The 19864-nt window shown below is 71.0% G+C and carries 18 protein-coding genes and 1 pseudogene; 6 read left to right on the plus strand and 13 right to left on the minus strand.

The features are described 5' to 3' along the window. Window positions 1–49 precede the first annotated feature (49 nt). Entirely contained in the window at window positions 50–1777 is a 1728-nt protein-coding gene (locus ACZ60B_RS25045) for a hypothetical protein (protein WP_469390535.1), read from the plus strand. Window positions 1778–1803: 26 nt separating this feature from the next. Here ACZ60B_RS25045 and ACZ60B_RS25050 read toward each other — a convergent pair whose 3' ends face one another. Further along, a complete protein-coding gene (locus tag ACZ60B_RS25050; protein ID WP_469390537.1) occupies window positions 1804–2322 on the minus strand; it encodes a YceI family protein in 519 nt (172 codons plus the stop codon). A 112-nt stretch (window positions 2323–2434) separates the two neighbouring features. On the opposite strand from ACZ60B_RS25050, the gene ACZ60B_RS25055 reads away from it, so the two are divergent. Beyond that, window positions 2435–2962 carry a MarR family winged helix-turn-helix transcriptional regulator gene (locus ACZ60B_RS25055; RefSeq protein WP_469390539.1) on the plus strand — a complete coding sequence of 176 codons (528 nt, stop codon included), beginning with the start codon at window positions 2435–2437 and terminating at the stop codon, window positions 2960–2962. Window positions 2963–2990: 28 nt separating this feature from the next. Here the strand turns inward: ACZ60B_RS25055 and ACZ60B_RS25060 are convergent, their stop codons facing one another. The 6 genes from ACZ60B_RS25060 to ACZ60B_RS25085 form a co-directional block, all read right to left on the minus strand. Beyond that, window positions 2991–3539, minus strand: a complete 549-nt coding sequence (locus ACZ60B_RS25060) for a sigma-70 family RNA polymerase sigma factor (protein WP_469390578.1) — start codon at window positions 3537–3539, stop codon at window positions 2991–2993. Window positions 3540–3779: 240 nt separating this feature from the next. Next, the gene (locus tag ACZ60B_RS25065) at window positions 3780–4496 is read right to left on the minus strand and encodes a hypothetical protein (RefSeq protein WP_469390541.1); all 717 of its coding nucleotides are present in this window, start codon (window positions 4494–4496) and stop codon (window positions 3780–3782) included. A 122-nt stretch (window positions 4497–4618) separates the two neighbouring features. Then, window positions 4619–5509, minus strand: a complete 891-nt coding sequence (locus ACZ60B_RS25070; RefSeq protein WP_469390544.1) for an NAD(P)-dependent oxidoreductase — start codon at window positions 5507–5509, stop codon at window positions 4619–4621. A gap of 171 nt (window positions 5510–5680) precedes the next feature. After that, complete coding sequence (locus ACZ60B_RS25075) at window positions 5681–7201, minus strand: SulP family inorganic anion transporter (RefSeq protein ID WP_469390546.1); 1521 nt, start codon at window positions 7199–7201, stop codon at window positions 5681–5683. Window positions 7202–7854: 653 nt separating this feature from the next. Continuing rightward, window positions 7855–8001, minus strand: a complete 147-nt coding sequence (locus tag ACZ60B_RS25080) for a hypothetical protein (protein ID WP_469390548.1) — start codon at window positions 7999–8001, stop codon at window positions 7855–7857. Window positions 8002–8329: 328 nt separating this feature from the next. Further along, entirely contained in the window at window positions 8330–8938 is a 609-nt protein-coding gene (locus ACZ60B_RS25085) for a hypothetical protein (RefSeq protein ID WP_469390550.1), read from the minus strand. Between the two features lie 584 nt (window positions 8939–9522). On the opposite strand from ACZ60B_RS25085, the pseudogene ACZ60B_RS25090 reads away from it, so the two are divergent. Continuing rightward, a pseudogene (locus ACZ60B_RS25090) lies at window positions 9523–9615 on the plus strand (IS5/IS1182 family transposase); the annotation flags it as partial. 134 nt (window positions 9616–9749) lie between these two features. On the opposite strand, the gene ACZ60B_RS25095 reads toward ACZ60B_RS25090, so the two are convergent. Beyond that, window positions 9750–11078 (minus strand): class I SAM-dependent RNA methyltransferase, encoded by a 1329-nt coding sequence (locus ACZ60B_RS25095; RefSeq protein WP_469390552.1) that lies wholly within the window; start codon window positions 11076–11078, stop codon window positions 9750–9752. A 115-nt stretch (window positions 11079–11193) separates the two neighbouring features. Further along, window positions 11194–13245 carry an APC family permease gene (locus ACZ60B_RS25100; protein WP_469390554.1) on the minus strand — a complete coding sequence of 684 codons (2052 nt, stop codon included), beginning with the start codon at window positions 13243–13245 and terminating at the stop codon, window positions 11194–11196. Between the two features lie 161 nt (window positions 13246–13406). On the opposite strand from ACZ60B_RS25100, the gene ACZ60B_RS25105 reads away from it, so the two are divergent. From ACZ60B_RS25105 to ACZ60B_RS25115, 3 genes are all read left to right on the plus strand, one after another. After that, entirely contained in the window at window positions 13407–13550 is a 144-nt protein-coding gene (locus ACZ60B_RS25105; protein ID WP_469390555.1) for a hypothetical protein, read from the plus strand. 140 nt (window positions 13551–13690) lie between these two features. After that, complete coding sequence (locus tag ACZ60B_RS25110; protein ID WP_162468443.1) at window positions 13691–14362, plus strand: NAD-binding protein; 672 nt, start codon at window positions 13691–13693, stop codon at window positions 14360–14362. Continuing rightward, window positions 14359–15036 (plus strand): potassium channel family protein, encoded by a 678-nt coding sequence (locus tag ACZ60B_RS25115; RefSeq protein ID WP_469390556.1) that lies wholly within the window; start codon window positions 14359–14361, stop codon window positions 15034–15036. The genes ACZ60B_RS25110 and ACZ60B_RS25115 overlap by 4 nt, the downstream gene beginning before the upstream one ends. 113 nt (window positions 15037–15149) lie before the next feature. On the opposite strand, the gene ACZ60B_RS25120 is transcribed toward ACZ60B_RS25115, so the two are convergent. The 4 genes from ACZ60B_RS25120 to ACZ60B_RS25135 form a co-directional block, all read right to left on the minus strand. After that, window positions 15150–15911, minus strand: coding sequence for a DUF3159 domain-containing protein (locus ACZ60B_RS25120; RefSeq protein ID WP_162468444.1), 762 nt, complete (start codon window positions 15909–15911; stop codon window positions 15150–15152). A 3-nt stretch (window positions 15912–15914) separates the two neighbouring features. Further along, complete coding sequence (locus ACZ60B_RS25125) at window positions 15915–16313, minus strand: OB-fold nucleic acid binding domain-containing protein (protein WP_469390557.1); 399 nt, start codon at window positions 16311–16313, stop codon at window positions 15915–15917. A 75-nt stretch (window positions 16314–16388) separates the two neighbouring features. Then, on the minus strand, window positions 16389–17072 hold the full coding sequence (locus tag ACZ60B_RS25130) for a response regulator (RefSeq protein WP_469390558.1): 684 nt from the start codon (window positions 17070–17072) through the stop codon (window positions 16389–16391). Continuing rightward, window positions 17069–19711: a sensor histidine kinase gene (locus ACZ60B_RS25135; protein WP_469390560.1), complete on the minus strand. Its 2643-nt coding sequence runs from the start codon at window positions 19709–19711 to the stop codon at window positions 17069–17071. The genes ACZ60B_RS25130 and ACZ60B_RS25135 overlap by 4 nt, the downstream gene beginning before the upstream one ends. Between the last annotated feature and the right edge of the window lie 153 nt (window positions 19712–19864).

A 19864-nucleotide genomic window follows, 5' to 3' on the forward strand; every position in this document is an offset into this window, starting at 1 on the left:
TCACGTCCGGCGACCCTCCGCTCACCCGGAGCGACTACCGTCCAGTCGCGTGCATCTGGCAGAAAAACCGCTGGTGACACCGGGGCGGCGGACACAGTCGGCGGTGTCCGCCGCTCCGGAGTCCCCCGCGCAGTGGCACCGCGTGCTCACCCTCCTGGCCGATGTCAGCCTCTTCATCGGAACGCGGTCGGTGTGGACGAGCGCGGCGAGCCACCGTCTGGCCGTGGCCGCCGTGATCTCGGTCTGCTACGCCTCGATCCTGGCGTGCGGAGTGCTGGTGCTGGTGGTGCGCCGGACCCGGGCGCTGGCGCGGGTGGACCTGTGCGTGCTGCTGACCGCGGCGACGCTCACCCTGTGCGCGTGGAGCATGACGCACAACGGCGGCGACGAGGCGGTCCTCACCACCCAGGCCGCACGGGAACTGGTCGCGGGCCACGCCGTCTACGGGCAGCCCTGGCCGTGGCTGTTCACCCACGGGGTCGCGGTCACCCCGACGGTGACCGGCGGCTACGACTTCACGTACGGCTATCCGCCCCTCGCCCCACTGCTGACCGCACCGCTGTTGTGGCTGGGACACGCCGGCACCCCGGCCACGGCCCTGACCACCTGCGCGCTCATCGCCTCCGCGGCCACCACCTGGCGGATGCTGCCGGTGCCGTGGCGGTCGGCGGCGACCATGCTGTTTCTCGGCTTCGCCTTCCTGCCGTCGTACGCCCGGCTCGGCTATCCGGCGATCCTGGCCCTGACCCTGCTGGTGCCGGTGGTGGTGCGCTGGCCGCGGATCGGACAGGGCGGCCGGCTCGGCGCTGCGGGGATCGCGCGGGCCGCCTGCCTCGGCGCGGCCTGCGCGGCACAGCAACTGCCCTGGTTCGTGACGCCGTTCCTGCTCGCCGGGATCTACGCGGTGCGCCGCGGCGAACTGGGCCGACGGGCGGCGGCGACCGTACTGCTGCGGGTGACCGGGGTCGCCGTGACCGTATGGCTGCTGATCAACACGTACTTCGTCGTGCGCGCGCCCGGCGCCTGGCTGGGCGGCATCGCCCTGCCGCTGACCCAGGGCGCGGTGCTGCACGGCCAGGGCCTGGTCGGCGTGTCGCTGTACCTGACCGACGGCAGCGACCGGCTCGACTGGTACGGGCACGCGAGCCTGCTGCTGGCCGCCGCGCTGCTCGTGCTGTTCGTGCTGTTCGTGCGGCGGCTCGGACCGGCCGCCACCGTGCTGCCCTGGTGCGCGTTCTATCTGGCTACGCGGTCCCAGGACGGCTACTACCTGATGATGACACCGCTGTGGCTGGCGGCCGCGATCACCGCGCCCCCGGCGGAGTTCACCCGTGCGTGGCAGCCGCGCCCGCGCCCGCCGCGCCGACTGCCCGGCGGCCCGGCGCGGACCGCCGTCGCCCTGCTCGTGCTCGCCCCGGCCCTGGGGTGCGCGCTCTGGGCGGCGACCGGGGGGCCGCCGCTGCGCATGCGGGTCACCGCGCAGCGGCGGACCTCGGCGACCGCGGTGTCCATGCTGCGGCTGCGCGTCACCAACACCGGCGACAGCGCGCTCAGCCCGCACTTCACCCTGACCACGGGCCAGGGCACGGGCAAGTACTGGTCGATCGCGCGGGGACCGGCGACCCTGCCCGCGCACTCCACGGCCGAGTACGAACTCCGCCCGCCCACCGGCCGGTTCCACCTTCCCCGTCCGGGCGTACGGATCCGGTTGCGCGCCTTCACACCCGCGCCGCAGACCCTGTCGAGCACGGACGTACGGCTCACGCGGGGCGGGTGAGTTCGAGAACGGACCCGGTCGACGGGTCAGGAGGCCCGGGCGAAGCGGAGCGTGGTGGTGACGGTGGTCAGGCCGCGGATCATGCCCAGTTGGTTCCAGCCCATGCCGAACTCCGCCCGGTCCACGGTGAACTCGGCGTCCAGCGTGAGCGCCGAGGCGTCCGCCGCGGTCACCCGGGCCGGGAAGGACAGCGGCCGGCTGATGCCGCGCACGGTCAGCTGACCGGACACCTCCACCGCGCCGTCGCCTTCGCCGCCCCGCTCGACGTGGCGCGCCACGAAGGTGATCTCCGGGTGGTTGTCGGCATCGAAGAGGTCGGCGGACCGCAGGTGGGTGTCGCGCTTGGCGTTCCTGGTGTCCAGGGAGGCGACGTCCAGGGTGAGGGTGCCGGTGGCGGTGCCGTCGGCGGCGACCTCGCCCTGACCGGCCACGGCGCCGAAGAGACCCTTGACGGTGACCAGGCCCCACATCGTCCGGTGCCGGAGCGCGACGGTGGAGGCGCCCGGGTCGAGCTGCCAGAGTCCGGTTTCCACGGCGACGGTCATGATCCTTCTCCAAGTGGTCCAAATTTGGATGTTCGAGCTCCGTCACAGTAGCCGGACATCCAAATTTGAACAACCTACTAATCCAAAAATGGACAACAGGTAGAATCGGCCCATGGCAGTCCCTGATGAGCAGCCCGCCGACCTGCCCTTCGACCTGCCCGAATGCCCGTCCATGCAGGGCGGCGCGGGGCTGCTCCCCGCCGAGCTGCGCGCCTGGATGCTGCTGCTCGCCGCGACGGGGGCGGTGGAGCAGCGACTGCGCACCGTGGTCAAGGAGCGGCTCGACGTCTCGCACGACGAGTTCCTGGTGCTGTGCCTGCTGGCGGAGCAGCCGAGGGAGGGCATCCGGATGACCCGGATCGCGGACCTGCTCGGCCGCCCCAAGACCCGGCTCACCTACCAGATCGCCTGCCTCCAGCACGCCGGACTCGTCACCCGCAGATCGGTCCACGACGACCGGCGCGGCGTCGAGGTCGCCCTCACCGACAAGGCCCGCCGGCTGCTGCGGGAGGCCTCGGACCCGCTCGCCGAGACGGTGACCCAGGCGCTCGCCTGCGTCATGGGACCGGAGCAGCGCGATGCGGTGTACGGGCTGCTGCCCGGTCTCGACGGGAACGGCCGGAGCGCCACGACACCGTAGGCCCCGTCCGCCCCCTCCGGACACGTACTCAGGCGGCCGCCTCGGCCAGCAGATCCAGCAGGGTCGCCCGGGCCCGCGCCACCCGGGACCGGACGGTGCCGACCGGACAGCCGCTCAACGCGGCCGCGTCCGCGTACGGCAGGCCGAGCAACTGGGTGAGGACGAACGCCTCGCGCCGCTCGGCCGGCAGCAGCCCCAGCAACTCCGACAGAGCGACGCCGTCTTCAAAACCGGGCAGGTCGCGAGGCTGGGCGCGCTCGACCGCCGACTGCCAGTCCGGTACGTCGCTCAGCCGGGGCCGGGCGGCCGCGTACCGGTAGCTGTCGATCACCGCGCGGCGGGCGATGGACAGCAGCCAGGACCGGGCGGAGGAACGCCCCTCGAAACGGTGCAGACTGCCCAGCGCCCGCAGGAACGTGTCCTGCGCCAGATCGTCGACCGCCTGCGGATCGGCGCACAGATGGGCGACGTAGCGCAGGACGTCGCGTTGCAGCGCGCGCACCAGTTGCTCGACCGCCCGCGCGTCACCGCCCCGGGCGGCCAGGGCCCAGGCGGTGACCGACTCGTCGGTCGACATCGCTCTGTCGCTTCTGCCGTACGAGGTGGTCGGGGAGCCGGGCAGGGTGGAGGAGATCACCTGGTGTCCTTCTCGGATCGCCGGGGCAGCACGGGCAGCCCGCGGTGCCCCGGAACCGGACCTCGGCGCACACGACGGCGCGGACGGTCCGGTGAGCGGGGAGACACGGCCGCGGCGCCTGCGCGCTCGTACGACCGTGGCCCGGGGCGCACAGGGGCGGCCCCGGGTTGCCGGCTGCCGTCAGGCGGCAGCGGTCCCCGCGGGCGGCCCCCGGGAGGTGATCGCGTGGACGAGAAGGAGAAGCCGGGGAGCCCGGTCCGAGCGGGGACGGCCCACGCCGAGGCGCGGACGGTCCGCCGGGGCGGGCAGGGCGAGCAGCAGCCGCAGGGGCGCGGCGAGCCGACCGGCCACGGTCCGCAGGATGCGGAACGCGGCCTTCTCCCCGTACGCCAGCCAGAGCCCGCACAGCACGGCGGCCAGAAGGTGGGCGACGAGCATGCCGTACGAGGACGAGCCATCGCTCATGAGGGCATCGCCACCCGGGAATCGCCCCACGCGATCCATATCGCCCATGGAGCCCATGGAGTTCATGGAGTTCATGTGGTCCATGGACCACATGGACCGCATGTCCATACCACCCATGCTCATGTCCATGTCCATGTGATCCATGTTCATGTTCATGGTGGCGGCCGTGTCCGCGGACGTCGACTGGGCGAGGGCGAACGCCGAGTGCAGTGCCGTCTGAGCGGCGACGACGGCGGTCACGACCAGCGGCAGCCCGCGCTCACGGCCCGTCAGACACCAGCCGACGGCACCGGTCACGAACACGGCGGTGGCCAGCACCCAGCCGGGCACGTACGAGCCCGACATCATGACGTGGCCCAGGGCGGCGAGCAGCACGCAGACGGCCGCGAACACCGCGGCCCGTACCGTGCGCGAACACCACCCCGCCGTCATGCCGCCCCATCCTTGCACCCGGGTTCCAGGTCGTCGGAGATGAGTACGGATTTTTCCGGCCGGGACTCGGGTCCGGCTCGACCGTTCTGCTCGGCCGGTCGGCCGGCCGGTCGGCCCTCGGCTCAGCTGGAAGGCTTCTCGTCGAAGCTCGCGAAGTAGGCGGCGACCATGTCCTCGTCGGCGTGCCCCTGCGCGGCAGCGCGCTCCAGGCGCTCGGCGCTCGCGGCGGCGACGTCGAGCCGGACACCGTGGCGCGCACCGGCCTCGACGATCAGCCGGGCGTCCTTCGCCGCGGTCGTCACCGCGAAGGAGGCCGGGGACAGCCGCCCCTCCAGCACGAGTTGGGCCTTGGCGCGCAGATAACCCATGTCGAGCGGGCCGCCCTCGATCAGCTCGAAGAAGCTCTGCGGGTCCACCCCCATCCCCTCCGCCAGGGCCAGCACCTCGCCGGTCGCGGCGGTGGCGGCGATGACCCAGCTGTTGGCGACGAGCTTCAGCCTGCTGGCGCTGCCGGCCGCGCCGTCCTCGCCGGTCCACACCGTGCGGGAGCCCACGGCGTCGAACACCGGCGTCACGAGGTCCCGCGCCTCGGCCGGACCGGCGGCCAGCACGGTCAGCTGCCCGGCCTCCGCGGGCTGGCGGGTGCCCAGCACGGGGGCGTCGTAGAAGTGCAGGCCGTGCTCGCGGGCGAAGGCGGCCAGCTCGTCGATCGCCTCGACGCCGGCGGTGGTGGCCTGCACCCAGGCGGTGCCGGGACGCAGCGCGGGCGCCGCCCGGCGCATCACGTCCAGGGCCGCGGGGCCGTCGTACAACATGGTCAGGACGACGTCCGTGCCCTGAACCGCCTCGGCGGGGTCACCGGCGACGTACGCGCCGTCGGCGGCCAGCGGTTCCGCCTTGTCCCCGCTGCGGTTCCAGACCCGGACGGAATGTCCGGCACGGGCCAGGTTGCGGGCCATCGCGGCACCCATGATCCCGGTGCCCAGAACGCTCACACTGCGCTGGTCGGTCATCTTCGTCGGTCTCCAGTTCCTGTTCCCGTGGCGGGCGCGGGGTCGGTCCGAGTACCGGACCAGCCAAGCACGCGGCACGCCCAGCCGCTCCCCCGGCCGGCCCCGGGGAAAGCACCGGACCGCTCCGCCGACGGCCGGCCGCCGACGGTCCCGTCCGTCAGTGCCCCACCGTCAGTGCCCCACCGTCAGTTCGCCGCTGAGTCTGCCGTGGAGGTCTGCGCTGGAGGTGTTGAGGCCGGTGATCTCGACCGTCTTGCCGCGTTGGGCGTACTTGGTCTCGACGGTGTCGAGGGCGGCGACGGAGGAGGCGTCCCAGATGTGGGCGGCGCTCAGGTCGATGACGACCTTGTCGGGGTCGGTGGCGTAGGCGAACCGGCCGACGAGGTCGTTGGAGGAGGCGAAGAACAGCTCGCCGGTGACCCGGTAGACCACGGTGGTGCCGTCCGGGTCGAGCACGGAGGTGACCTCGGCGAGGTGGGCGACGCGCTTGGCGAAGACCACCATGGCGGTGACGGAGCCGACGACGACGCCGACGGCCAGGTTGTGGGTGGCGACCACGCAGGCGACGGTGATCAGCATGACCGCGATCTCGCCGGCGGGCATGCGCCGCAGCGTCTTCGGCGCGATGGAGTGCCAGTCGAACGTCGCGAACGACACCATCACCATGACGGCGACCAGGGCGGCCATGGGGATGTCGGAGACGACCGGTCCGAAGACGATGCACAGCACCATCAGAAAGGCTCCGGCGAGGAACGTGGACAGGCGCGTACGGGCGCCGGAGACCTTCACGTTGATCATCGTCTGACCGATCATGGCGCAGCCGCCCATGCCGCCGAAGAAGCCGGTGACGATGTTGGCGATGCCCTGCCCGATCGACTCGCGCGTCTTGTCGGAGCGGGTGTCGGTGATGTCGTCGACCAGCTTGGCGGTCATCAGCGACTCCATCAGACCGACCAGCGCCATCGCGAACGCGTACGGGGCGATCGTCGTCAGCGTGTCCATCGTGAACGGGACGTCCGGCAGGCCCGGGACCGGCAGGGAGGACGGCAGTTCGCCCTTGTCGCCCACGGTCGGCACCGCGATGCCCGCCGCGACCGTGATCACGGTGAGGACGACGATCGAGACGAGCGGGGCGGGGACGACGGTGGTGATCTTCGGGAAGAACACCATCAGCGCCAGGCCGCCGAGGATCAGCGGGTAGACCGGCCAGGGCACGTCCCACATCTCCGGCACCTGGGCCATGAAGATCAGGACGGCGAGCGAATTGACGAAGCCGACCATCACGCTGCGCGGGATGAACCTCATCAGCTTCGCCACCCCCAGGGCGCCCAGGACGACCTGGAAGACGCCGGCCAGGATGACGGCGGCGACGAGGTACGCGAAGCCGTGCTCCCGGTTGAGCGGTGCGATCACCAGGGCCACGGCACCGGTCGCGGCGGAGATCATCGCCCGCCGGCCGCCGACGATCGCGATCGTCACGGCCATGGTGAACGAGGCGAACAGGCCGATCGCCGGGTCGACCCCCGCGATGATCGAGAAGGAGATCGCCTCGGGGATCAGGGCCAGTGCGACGACGAGTCCGGCGAGGACCTCGGTACGCCAGACCTTCGGGTCCGAGATCCAGTCGGGCTTCAGTCCGCGCAGGCGCGCGGCCGGGGAGACGGCGGAGACGGCAGAAGCGGCAGAAGACAAGAGGGGCGGAACCTGTCGTGCTCGGGCACACCCCGTGCGGCAGCAGGCCGGGGCAGGCGGAAGGACACGGTGGAGCCGGGGCGGCGCACCGCGGGCGGCTCCGTGACGCGGAGCCGGAAGACCAGGAGGGTGCGGAACAGCCGTACGCGCGCGGGATGGCCGTACGCGTGCGCGGGTCTCAGTTCCGCGGGCGCGCCGTCACGGCGGGCAGGCGGCGGCGCGGGGCGTCCAGGGCTCGCGCACGCTTCTCTCCTGCCGGAACCGGAACTTCGCCGGGAGCGGCATCGGCCCCGACACGGCGACGGGCGGGGCAGCAGGAGCCACCCTCGCCTTCGGCAACTGTACCCGGACGGCCGGGGCACGGAGCTGCGGGCCTTCTCCGACCGTCCGGCTCCGTCCACGCGGCGCTGTCCGGCCCGGCCCCACGGGGGTGCGGCCCGGCCTGCGCGTGCGCACGGACGGGCGGTACGGCGTCGTCTCGGCGATCGGCGCCCTGCGGCTGCCCGCCCTCGCCATGGTGGCCGTCGCCGCCATGGTCGGGATCCTCTTCGTACGCCCGCGAAGTTCGACCGGCAGCGATCGGCTCGCCCACGTCCGCCGCGATGCCGCAGGCGACAGTTCTGCGAGCCGGACCACCGCAGGGGCGGGTCCGGTCACGTGCAGACGCAGGTGGAGGTCCCGGCCGGCCTGCGGGCGGGACGGGCGCCGCGCGGAGTGGAGGTGAAACGCATCTCGAAGGCGCCGCCTGGCGCGGCAACGGCGGTCGGGACGTCCGGTGAGCAGGCGGGTTTGTTCGTCATGCCGCCAACGGTGCCTCCGCGCGAAGAACATCGCCTCCGGCCGTCGCCGCAATACGCGTGACGCCCGCCGACCCCTCACGCTCCTCGGCCTCGCCTGAGCACGAAGTGGACGTCACTCGACTACACCGAAGCCCTGAGGGCCGTCGCTGAATGACTCCAGGCTTTGGTCTTGGTCAGGCGGGCTGTCTCGCGAGGTCATCGAGGGGAACGGCGTTCGGCGTTCGTGATTTGTTTTCCGACGGCTCCCTGGACCGATCAGGGGGCCGATCGGGTTCGGCGTATGCGTTCTCGGCGTTCCCTGAGGACGGGACCGAGAGGTAACGCCGCCTCAGATGGTCGGGGTGTCGTCGACAATCGGCTTGTGAATCTCGACGACCGGCTTCCACCCCGCGGAGAACTCGATGAAGTCCGCGCGGGTGAGGTAGGTGTCGATCGCGCGACGGTCACGCTTGGGGCTGTCGCTCCCCTTGCGCCCCCGGGGAATCTGCTCCTCGAAGATGTCGACCTTCACGTCGGGAACCTCCTTGAGGCCCTGGCGCCAGATCTGCACGACGTCGGCGCCGAACGCCTGCCGGGCCGCAGCGTAAAGGGCCGTGAGGGCCCCCTTGTCCCCACCAGGGACGAAGAGCGCCAGGTCCAGCACGACGCCGGCGGACTGGAGGACCTCGATGGTCACCGAGCCGCTCTCGTCGGCCAAGTAGATTCCGGCTTCGTTCTCGTCGTCGGGAAGGAGGGAGACCTCTTCCTGGAATACGGTTCTCGCCGTGATCGAGCCGCCCTCGAAATCCTCACCGGACTTGGTCAGAAAAGCAGGGACATAGCACTCGGGAAGCTTGAGTTCTGCCGTGTCGGCGGAAACGAAGATCCTGTCCCTCACGCCGAGCTTCATCACCTCTTCCAGCGAGAGGCGGCGAGCGGCGATCTTCTCCGTGTTCACGATTTCCCTTTCAGGTTGCACTGTCCCTCCGAACAAGGACGCTATCACGAAACCCTGAGGTCAACTGCCCAGTAATCCTTGGGTAAATGGCCTCTGACGACCTGCACGGAAGGATACCGAAGCGAGTGCCACGCGGTCGGGAACACGCATCCGCCGGGCAGTGTCCCTCGTCATGGCGTCGGGGATCAACTGGCGGTTGCATTTCGTGCGTTGGGCGGCACGGAGGAACCAAAAGAGAATTTACGGCAGATATCACCCATATCCCCTTCGGGGAGATGGCGGTGAGGTAAGGCGATCCATTCGTCGTGCATCTCGAAGAGCGCAGCGGAACCAACCGGCTGGTCCGACAACGCAACAACGGAGACCCCCACCGGCAGCATCTGGACGGAGCGCGAACCGAAAGTCGCGTACTACCGCACCCTCTTCGGTCAGGACTTCGGCGTAGTCGGCTGACGCCCAGTCGGACGCCATTTCGGTTGGCGTGATCTCGCGGCAGTCCGGGGCGGGCTCGGCTGGCCGCGGTGCGCGATCGACTCCGTCAGCGTCCCGGCCCTCAAAGGGGACATCAAAGGGGACATCAAAGGGGACAACTGACAGGACCGAATCCGACCGACCGGGGCAAGAAGGGATCGAAAATCCACCTCATCGTGGACAGCCAGGGCTTGGCCGTCCGGCTGCCGACGCCTCCACCGCCGCTACGAGCGCAAGCCGGAACGCTTCCTCGCCTTCACCGTCATCGCCGCGACCCTCGTTCGTCACCGCAGACTCACCAAGTGGGACGGCGTCTGATGCGCACGCGCAAAACTGCAGGTCAGGAACCCTTTGCCGCAGGTTCAAGGATGGCCACGCACTCCACGTGGTGCGTCATCGGGAACAGGTCGAACGCGCGCAGTGTGCGCACCTTGTAGCCGTTGTCGCGGAAGTACCCCAGGTCGCGGGCCAGGGCCGCCGGGTCGCAGGCCACGTACGCGATGCGGCGGGCGCCCAGCGAGGAGAGGTGCTCGACCGTCTTCCTGCCCGCGCCCGCTCGCGGCGGGTCCAGGACGATGAGGTCGACCTCGGTGATGCCGGTGCGCGGCAGGACCGCCTCGACCTTGCCCTGTTCGATGCGGACCCGGTCGAAGCCGGACAGGTTGTGCCGGGCGTCCTCCACCGCGCGCTTGCCGGACTCGATGCCGAGGACCGCGCCCGTCTCGCCGAGGCGGTCGGCGAGGGCGCCGGCGAAGAGGCCGACGCCGCAGTACAGGTCGAGGGCCATCTCGCCCTTGCGGGGCAGCAGGCCCTGCATGACGGCCTTGACGAGGGTGTCGGCGGCCATCGGGTGGACCTGCCAGAAGCCGCCGCTGCCGACGCGGTAGGTGCGGCCGTCGGCGCGCTCGCGCACGAACGCGCGGCCGTGGACGCGGTGGATGCCGCCGTCCTGTTCGGCGACCCGCATCACGGAGACCGGCTTGTCGAGCTCGACGAGGGGCAGACGGGCGCCGGGGCGGGGCTCCAGGATCACCATGCGGTCCTGGGAGCCGGTGGCGGCGATCGCGTCCACGGACTCCATGCCGGACCAGTCGCGCTCCTCGATGCCGAGCTCGCTGACGCCCGGCGCGGCGATCATGCAGTGCTCGATCGGCTCGACCTCGTGCGAGCGGTGGCGGCGCAGTCCCGCGTTGCCGTCGGCGTCCACGGCGTACTGGACGCGGGTGCGCCACTGCGGCACCTCACCGGCGGGCAGCTTGTCGCCCTCGGCGGGCATCACCGTGCCGTCCCAGCCGGCCTCCTCGGGGGTGAGGCCCGCGAGCCGCTGGAGCTGCTCGGCGATCACCTCGCCCTTGAGGCGCCGCTGGGCGCCGGGCTTGGCGTGCTGCCAGTCGCAGCCGCCGCAGCGGCCGGGGCCGGCGTAGGGGCAGGGCGCCTCGACGCGGTCCTTGGAGGCCTCCAGCACCTGGACCGCGTCCGCGCGCAGGAAGCGGGCGCCCTCCTCGCCCTCGGTCACCCGGGCCAGGACCCGTTCGCCGGGCAGCGTGTGCCGGACGAAGAGCACCTGGCCCTCGGACGTACGGGCGATGCAGTGACCGCCGTGGGCGACGGGGCCGACCTCGACCTCGTACTCCGCCCCGACCAGCGACTTCTTCGGTTCTGCCTGCATGGCGGGGTGACTCCACAACATCGAGAGAGGAACGGCCGGACAACAGCCCACCAGTCTACGTGGGTGTCGTCCGGCCGCTCACCACGAGGCGCACACCGGTCGCCCGGCCGCCCGGTCAGCTCTCGGCCGTCGTGGACTCCTTCGGGCGCTCCTCCGCCGGACCGCGCCGGACCGCACCCGGAGCGTTCCAGTCCTGCCGCTTGCGGGCCCGGTTGCGGGCCGCCTCGGAGGACTCCAGCTGGTAGGGCACCGAGGTCACCATGATGCCCGGCGTGAACAGCAGGCGGCCCTTGAGCCGCAGCGCGCTCTGGTTGTGCAGCAGGTGCTCGTACCAGTGGCCGACCACGTACTCGGGGATGATCACGGAGACCACGTCGCGCGGGGACTCCTTGCGCAGGCCCTTGACGTACTCGATGATCGGCCGCGTGATCTCGCGGTACGGCGAGTCGAGCACCTTCAGCGGTACGTCGATGCCGCGCCGCTCCCACTCCTCGCGCAGCGCCTTGGTCTCCGTCGGGTCGACGTTGACGGTGAGCGCCTCCAGGGTGTTGGAGCGCATCAGCTTGGCGTAGGCCAGGGCGCGCAGGGTGGGGCGGTGGATCTTGGAGATCAGCACGACCGAGTGCACCCGGGACGGCCGCAGACTGTCGTCGCTCGGGCCCTCCGGGGCCGCGATCTCCTCGGCCACCCGGTCGTAGTGGCGGCGGATGGACGTCATCGTCACGAAGAAGATGCACATGCCGAGCAGGGCGACCCAGGCGCCGTGCGTGAACTTGGTGACGAGGACGACGACCAGGACCAGGCCGGTGAAGAACGCGCCGAAGGTGTTGATGGCGCGCGAGCGGAGCATGTGACGGCGTGCGTCGGGGTTCCGCTCGGTGGCCAGGTGGCGGTTCCAGTGCCGGACCATGCCGATCTGGCTGAGCGTGAAGGACACGAACACGCCGACGATGTACAGCTGGATCAGCCGGGTGGAGTCGGCGCCGTAGATGACGACCAGGAGGCTCGCCGCGCCGGCCAGCAGCACGATGCCGTTGGAGAAGGCCAGGCGGTCGCCGCGGGTGTGCAGCTGGCGCGGGAGGTAGCGGTCCTGGGCGAGGATCGAGCCGAGCAGCGGGAAGCCGTTGTAGGCGGTGTTCGCGGCCAGGAACAGCACCAGGGCGGTCGCCGCAGCCAGCACGACGAACAGGAAGCTGCCCTTGCCGAACACGGCCTCGGCGACCTGGGAGATCACCGGGTTCTGTACATAGCCGGAGCCGACCGGGGTGCCGTTGTGGAGCAGGTCGGTGGCCGGGTTCTCGGCCATCCGGACGTTGGTCGACATGGCCAGCGCGATGATGCCGCAGAACATGGTGACGGCGAGCAGACCCATCATCGCCAGCGTGGTCGCCGCGTTCTTCGACTTGGGCTTGCGGAAGGCCGGGACGCCGTTGGAGATCGCCTCGACGCCGGTGAGCGCGGCACAGCCGGAGGAGAAGGCGCGCAGCAGCAGGAAGACGAGCGCGAAGCCCGCGAGGCCCTGGTGCTCGGCCTTGATGTGGTAGTCGGCGGTCGGCGCGCTCATGGTGTCGCCGAGGACCAGGCCTCGGAAGGCGCCCCAGGCGATCATGATGAAGACGCCGGCGACGAACACGTACGTCGGGATCGCGAAGAGCGTGCCCGACTCCTTCACGCCGCGCAGGTTCATCAGCGTCAGCAGCACGATCACGGCGACCGCGCAGAACACCTTGTGCTCGACGACGAAGGGGACGGCGGAGCCGAGGTTCTCGATGCCGGAGGCGATGGACACCGCGACGGTGAGGACGTAGTCGACGAGCAGCGCGCTGGCGACCGTGAGGCCCGCCCGGGGGCCGAGGTTGGTGGTCGCCACCTCGTAGTCGCCGCCGCCGCTGGGATAGGCGTGGACGTTCTGACGGTAGGAGGCGACCACGGTGAACATCAGCACGACGACCGCGACGGCGATCCAGGGGCTGAAGTGGTACGCCGACACGCCCGCGATGGACAGGACCAGCAGTACCTCTCCGGGCGCGTACGCGACGGAGGACAGCGGGTCGGAGGCGAAGACGGGGAGGGCGATGCGCTTCGGCAGCAGGGTTTCCCCGAGCCGATCACTGCGCAGTGCGCGCCCGATCAGGATCCGTTTGGGCACGTCGGTCAGTTTGGACACAACAGAGCATCGTAGGCCTTCGAACACAGACTCGCCCACCTGGCACCCGATATATGCCTCACGGGTGAACTCGCAGACGCGACGGGCCACTGATTCCGCAGGTGGCGCGGCCCGCGTGCCTAGATGTCTGGACCCTTGCCGTCGCCGCCTCCGGAGGTTCCATGTCCACGACCGCAGAGCTGATCGGCGCCGCCGCGAGCCTTGTCGGCCTCGGATTCCTGACCCTGCGCAGCGTGCGCAGCATCACGCGCCGCCGACCGCCGCTGACCGCCACCGACCACCGCTCCCGGACGTCGATGCGATGACTGCGCGGACGACACCGGGGGTAGGACCGCGGAGTGACTGCACGGGGGTGCCCCGCGCGCACCGCGCGTGTGTAGCTTGGGCGACGGTCTGAGACCCTGTTCAAGCCATAGTCAACAACCCTTGACCTCGGAAGGACGTCGTGCACATCGTCATCATGGGCTGCGGCAGAGTGGGTTCCGCTCTCGCGCAGACCCTGGAGCAACAGGGGCATACGGTCGCCGTGATCGACCAGGACCCCACCGCCTTCCGACGACTGGGCTCCTCTTTCGGCGGCCGTCGGGTCACCGGCGTCGGCTTCGACCAGGACACCCTGCGTGAGGCCGGCATCGAGGAGGCCGGCGCGTTCGCCGCGGTGTCCAGCGGCGACAACTCGAACATCATCGCGGCCCGCGTGGCCCGCGAGATGTTCGGCATCGAGAACGTCGCGGCCCGTATCTACGACCCCCGGCGCGCCGAGGTCTACCAGCGCCTGGGCATTCCGACGGTCGCCACCGTCCGCTGGACGGCCGACCAGATGCTGCGCCGGCTGCTGCCGTCCGGCGCGGAGCCGCTGTGGCGCGACCCCACCGGCGGGGTGCAGCTCGCCGAGGTGCACGCCTCCAGCTCCTGGGTCGGTCACCGGATCAGCGAGCTCCAGGAGGAGACGGGCGTACGGGTGGCGTTCCTGACCCGTCTCGGCGAGGCGATCGTGCCTACCTCGCTGACCGTGCTCCAGGAGGGCGACCTGGTGCACGTGATGATGCGCACCGACGACGTCGAGAAGGTCGAGGCGGCGTTCGCCGAGGGTCCGAAGGAGGGCGGTCACCGATGAGGGTCGCCATTGCCGGTGCCGGTGCGGTCGGCCGTTCGATCGCGGGCGAGCTGCTGGAGAACGGCCACGAGGTCCTCCTCGTGGACAAGGCGCCGACCGCCATCTCGGTCGAGCGGGTCCCGCAGGCGGAGTGGCTGCTCGCCGACGCCTGCGAGATCACGTCGCTGGACGAGGCGGCGCTCCAGCGCTGCAACGTCGTGATCGCCGCGACGGGCGACGACAAGGTCAACCTGGTCGTCTCCCTGCTGGCGAAGACGGAGTACGGCGTGCCGCGGGTGGTCGCCCGCGTCAACAACCCGAAGAACGAATGGCTCTTCAACGAGTCATGGGGTGTTGACGTGGCCGTCTCCACCCCGCGCCTGATGTCGGCCCTGGTCGAGGAGGCGGTGAGCGTCGGCGACCTGGTCCGGCTGCTGCGCTTCAGCCACGGCGACGCCAACCTCGTCGAGCTGACCCTGCCGGAGGAGTCGGCCCTGGCCGGCACCCAGGTCGGCGATGTGGAGTGGCCGGAGGACACCTCGCTGGTCACCATCATCCGCGGGAACCGCGTCCTCACCCCGACCCAGGAGGACTCGCTGGAGGCAGGTGACGAACTGCTGTTCGTGGCCGCCCAGGCCCGCGAGGAGCAGCTGGAGGACCTGCTGTCGGTCCGCCGCGACGGTTCGTCGAGCTAGGGCCGGCCGACGGTACGTCGAGCCGGCGCCGGGGCATCAACGCCTCGGGTCCGCGACGATGGGGGCGCCCGGAGATCTCCGGGCGCCCCCATCGTCGTACTCACGCCGTCGGGCTAGCGGCGGTGGCGTCCGCCCGTGGCCTCGCCGCGTTCCGCGGCCTCGGCGGCGAGCGCGGCCTTGCGCTCCTCCTCGGCCTTCTCCTCCGCCTCCATCTCGGCGAAGACGTCGATCGGCGCCGGCGCCTTCGCCAGGAAGACCCAGGTGAGCCAGACGGCCAGCAGGAAGGGCGGGATCTTCAGGGCGACCAGCACCCAGCCGAGCTGGGCGGTGTTCGCCCACCAGTACAGCGGGAAGAGGACCGCGCACTTGGCGAGCAGGATCAGGCCCCACGCCCAGCTGGCCTTGGCGTACGCCTTCTTGCGGCCGGGGTTGCGGGTCCGCCAGGAGAGGTTCTCCTTGAAGACCGGGCCGAGGATCAGGCCGATCAGCGGGACACCGCACAGCGTGGTGATGATGTACGCAAGGGCCAGGCCCAGCGTGTAGAGCATGCCGGGGAGGTAGAAGTCCTTGGCATTGCCCGTCATCATCGCGAACACGACACCGAAGGCGACGCCGAAGACACCGCTGAAGGCGTGCTTGACGGTGTCCTTCATGACCAGCCGGACCACGACCAGGACCAGCGACACGACCAGCGCGGCGATGGCCGACCAGTGCAGGTCCTTGTTGATCGTGAAGATGGTGACGAAGAGCAGGCCGGGCAGCACCGTCTCGACCATGCCCCGCACCCCGCCGAACGCCTCGAAGAGCGCGGCTTCTGTCACCGCCCGGGCGTCGTCCTGCTGAGTGTCCTGGGTCGGCTTGTCGAGCGACGTCACCGGCTACTCCCGTCCGAGGGGTCTCAGTTCGTACTTGGGGTTGAACAGCACCCGCCGGCCCCGGCTCATCGAGATCCGGCCCGACGCGATCAGCCTGCGCCCGGGTTCGATCCCCACGATGGAACGCCTGCCGAGCCACACCACGTCCAGCGCCGCGGAGCCGTCGAACAACTCGGCTTCCAGGGCCGGGACTCCGGCTCGCGGCCGCAGGGTGACCGTGCGCAAAGTACCAGTAACCGTCACGATCTGCCGGTCCTGGCAGTCACCGATGCGGATGCAGCCGGCGGTTTCGGCGTCCTCCCGCAGCTCCTCGGACTCCAGGTCCTCCTGTGAGGTGGAGAGCCGGTCGAGCATGCGCCGGAACCGGCCCACCGGTTTCTCGGAACGAGGAACAGCACTCATATCTGAAGCGTACCGGGGTGCCCTGCCAAGAACGTACCCGCGGTGACGACGCCCGAACCGGTCCCGTTCCCCGGTTCACTTCTCGAACCGGTATCCCATCCCCGCCTCCGTGATGAAGTGCCGCGGGTGCGAGGGGTCCGCCTCCAGCTTCCGGCGCAACTGGGCCATGTACACCCGAAGGTAGTTCGTCTCGGTCCCGTAGGAGGGCCCCCACACCTCCTGGAGGAGCTGCTTCTGGCTGACCAGCCGGCCGGTGTTGCGCACCAGCACCTCCAGCAGATGCCACTCGGTGGGCGTCAGACGTACGTCCCTGCCGTCCCGGTTGACCTTCTTGGCGACCAGGTCGACGGTGAAGCCCTCGGTCTCCACCAGCGCGTCGTCCTCGTCGGCCCCGACGGGTTCGGCCCGGCGGACGGCGGCCCGCAGCCGGGCCAGCAGCTCGTCCATGCCGAACGGCTTGGTGACGTAGTCGTCGGCGCCCGCGTCGAGCGCCTGGACCTTCTCGTCGGAGGAGTGGCGCGCGGACAGCACCAGGATCGGCACCCGGGTCCAGCCGCGCAGCCCCTTGATCACCTCGACGCCGTCCATGTCGGGCAGACCGAGGTCGAGGACCACCACGTCCGGGTGACGGGCCGCGGCGAGCTGGAGCGCCGTGGCACCGTCGTAGGCCGCGTCGACCTCGTACTTGCGGGCCCTGAGGTTGATCACGAGGGCGCGGACGATCTGCGGCTCGTCGTCGATCACGAGCACCCTGGTCATCTGACCTGCCTTTGCGGTTGTACGGGCCGTAGGGGTTGTACGGGCTCTTCCGGTTGTACGGGCTCTTCCGGTTGTACGGGCTCCGCTGATTGCACGGGCTCTGCCGGTCGCACGGCCTCTGCCGGCCGGTCGGGTTCGGGGCCCGCTCCGGCCGCGCGCAGGGTGAGGACCATGGTGAGGCCGCCGCCGGGGGTGTCCTCGGCGTCGAGCGTGCCGCCCATCGCCTCGGCGAAGCCGCGCGCGACCGCGAGGCCGAGGCCGACCCCGGCGCCGCGCGGGGCGTCGCCGTAGCGCTGGAAGGGCTCGAAGATGCGTTCCTTGGCCTCGTCCGGGACGCCCGGCCCGCGGTCCACCACCCGCACCTCGACCCGGTCCGCGATGGCGCTGGCGGCGACCAGGACGCGCGCGCCCTGCGGGCTGTACTTCACCGCGTTCTCGACCAGGTTGGCCACCACGCGCTCCAGCAGCCCGGCGTCGACCGCGGCCATGGGCAGGGTCTCGGGGACGTCCAGCTCGACGCTGTCCTCGGGGACGCCGCCGAGCGCCATCGGCACGACCTCGTCGATGTCCGTCTCGCGGATGATCGAGGCGACGGTGCCGGTCTGGAGGCGGGACATGTCGAGCAGGTTGCCGACCAGGTGGTCCAGGCGGTCGGCGCCCTCCTCGATGCCCGCCAGCAGCTCGGCCCGGTCCTCCTCGGACCACTCGACGTCCTCCGAACGCAGGGAGGACACCGACGCCTTGATCCCGGCGAGCGGGGTGCGCAGGTCGTGGCTGACGGCGGCCAGCAGCGCGGTGCGGATGCGGTTGCCCTCGGCCAGCGCGCGGGCCCGGTCGGCCTCCTCCCGCAGCCGCCGCCGGTCCAGGACGACGGCGGACTGGGCCGCGAACGCGGCCAGGACACGGCGGTCCTCGGCGGGCAGGACCCGCCCGGTGAGCGCCAGCGCCATATGGTCCCCGACCGGCATGTCCACGTCGGCGTCCTCGGGCCGTTCCAGCGGCCGGCCGAGTCCCACGCTTCCCGCGCAGGTCCACGGCGCCACGTCGTTCTCGCGCTCCAGCAGCGCCGCCGACTCCATGCCGAAGGTCTCGCGCACCCGCTCCAGCAGCGCCTCCAGGCTGGTCTCGCCGCGCAGCACGTCACCGGCGAGGAAGGAGAGGATCTCCGACTCGACCCGCAGCCGGGCCGCCTGGTGCGTGCGCCGGGCGGCGAGGTCCACGACCGAGGCCACCGACACCGCGACCCCCACGAAGATCGCGATGGCCACGATGTTCTTCGGATCGGCGATCGTCATCCGGTGCAGCGGGGGCGTGTAGTAGTAGTTCAGCAGGAACGATCCGACGGCCGCCGCGCCGAGCGCCGGGAGCAGTCCGCCGAGCAGGGCCGCCGCAACCGTCAGCGCCAGGAACAGCAGCATGTCGTTGGCGAGGCCGAGATCCACCGTGTTCAGCAGCAGCGCCAGGACCACCGGGCCCACGACGCCGACGAACCAGCCCCAGCTGATCCGCGCCCGCCCCAGCCGCGCGCCCCGGGCGGCCGGCAGCCCGCGCCCCTTGCCCGCCTCGCCATGGGTGATCAGGTGGACGTCGAGGTCGGGCCCCGACTCCCGGGCCACGGTCGCTCCCACGCCCGGCCCGAAGACGTACTGCCAGCTGTTGCGCCGCGAGACGCCGAGCAGGATCTGGGTGGCGTTGACTCCGCGGGCGAAGGCCAGCAGGGCCGCCGGTATGTCGTCGCCGACCACGTGGTGGAAGGTGCCGCCCAGATCCTCGACCAGGGTCCGCTGGACGGTCAGTTCCTTCGGCGAGGCCGAGGTCAGCCCGTCGCTGCGGGCTATGTAGACGGCCAGCACCTCGCCGCCGGCGCCCTTCTCGGCCAGCCGGGCGGCCCGCCGGATCAGCGTCCGGCCCTCCGGGCCACCGGTCAGACCGACCACGATCCGCTCCCGCGAACCCCAGATCGCCGACACCCGGTGCTCGCTGCGGTACTGCTGGAGGTACTCGTCGACCCGGTCCGCCACCCACAGCAGCGCCAGCTCGCGCAGCGCGGTCAGGTTCCCGGGCCGGAAGTAGTTCGACAGGGCCGCGTCGACCTTGTCCGGCTGGTAGATGTTGCCGTGCGCCATCCGGCGGCGCAGCGCCTGCGGCGACATGTCGACCAGCTCGATCTGGTCGGCGCGGCGCACCACCTCGTCCGGCACGGTCTCGCGCTGGCGCACCCCCGTGATGGACTCCACCACGTCGCCCAGCGACTCCAGGTGCTGGATGTTCACCGTCGAGACCACGTCGATGCCCGCGGCGAGCAGTTCCTCGACGTCCTGCCAGCGCTTGGCGTTGCGGGAGCCCGGGACGTTCGTGTGGGCCAGTTCGTCCACCAGGGCGACGGCGGGCGCGCGCCGGAGCACCGCGTCCACGTCCATCTCGGTGAAGACCGCGTCCCGGTGGTCGAGCTCCCTGCGCGGGACGAGCTCCAGGCCGTGCAGCATCACCTCGGTGCGCGGCCGCCCGTGATGCTCCACGAACCCCACCACGCAGTCGGTGCCGCGCTCCACCCGCCGATGCGCCTCGGACAGCATCGCGTACGTCTTGCCGACACCCGGTGCCGCACCGAGATAGATCCGAAGCTTGCCGCGTGCCATGGCCCCATTGTCTTCCCGTGCCGCCTGCGTACGCAGCGTCGACCTTACGGCGGGCCGGGTCGACAGAACGGACGAGAAGGGGGGGTAGGGGTCGTCTTTGACGCAACCCTGACGCGCGCGACGCGGGGCCGGCGCGGCCGCGGTCCGGCCGGC

The organism is Streptomyces sp. NPDC104096, from assembly GCF_055584385.1.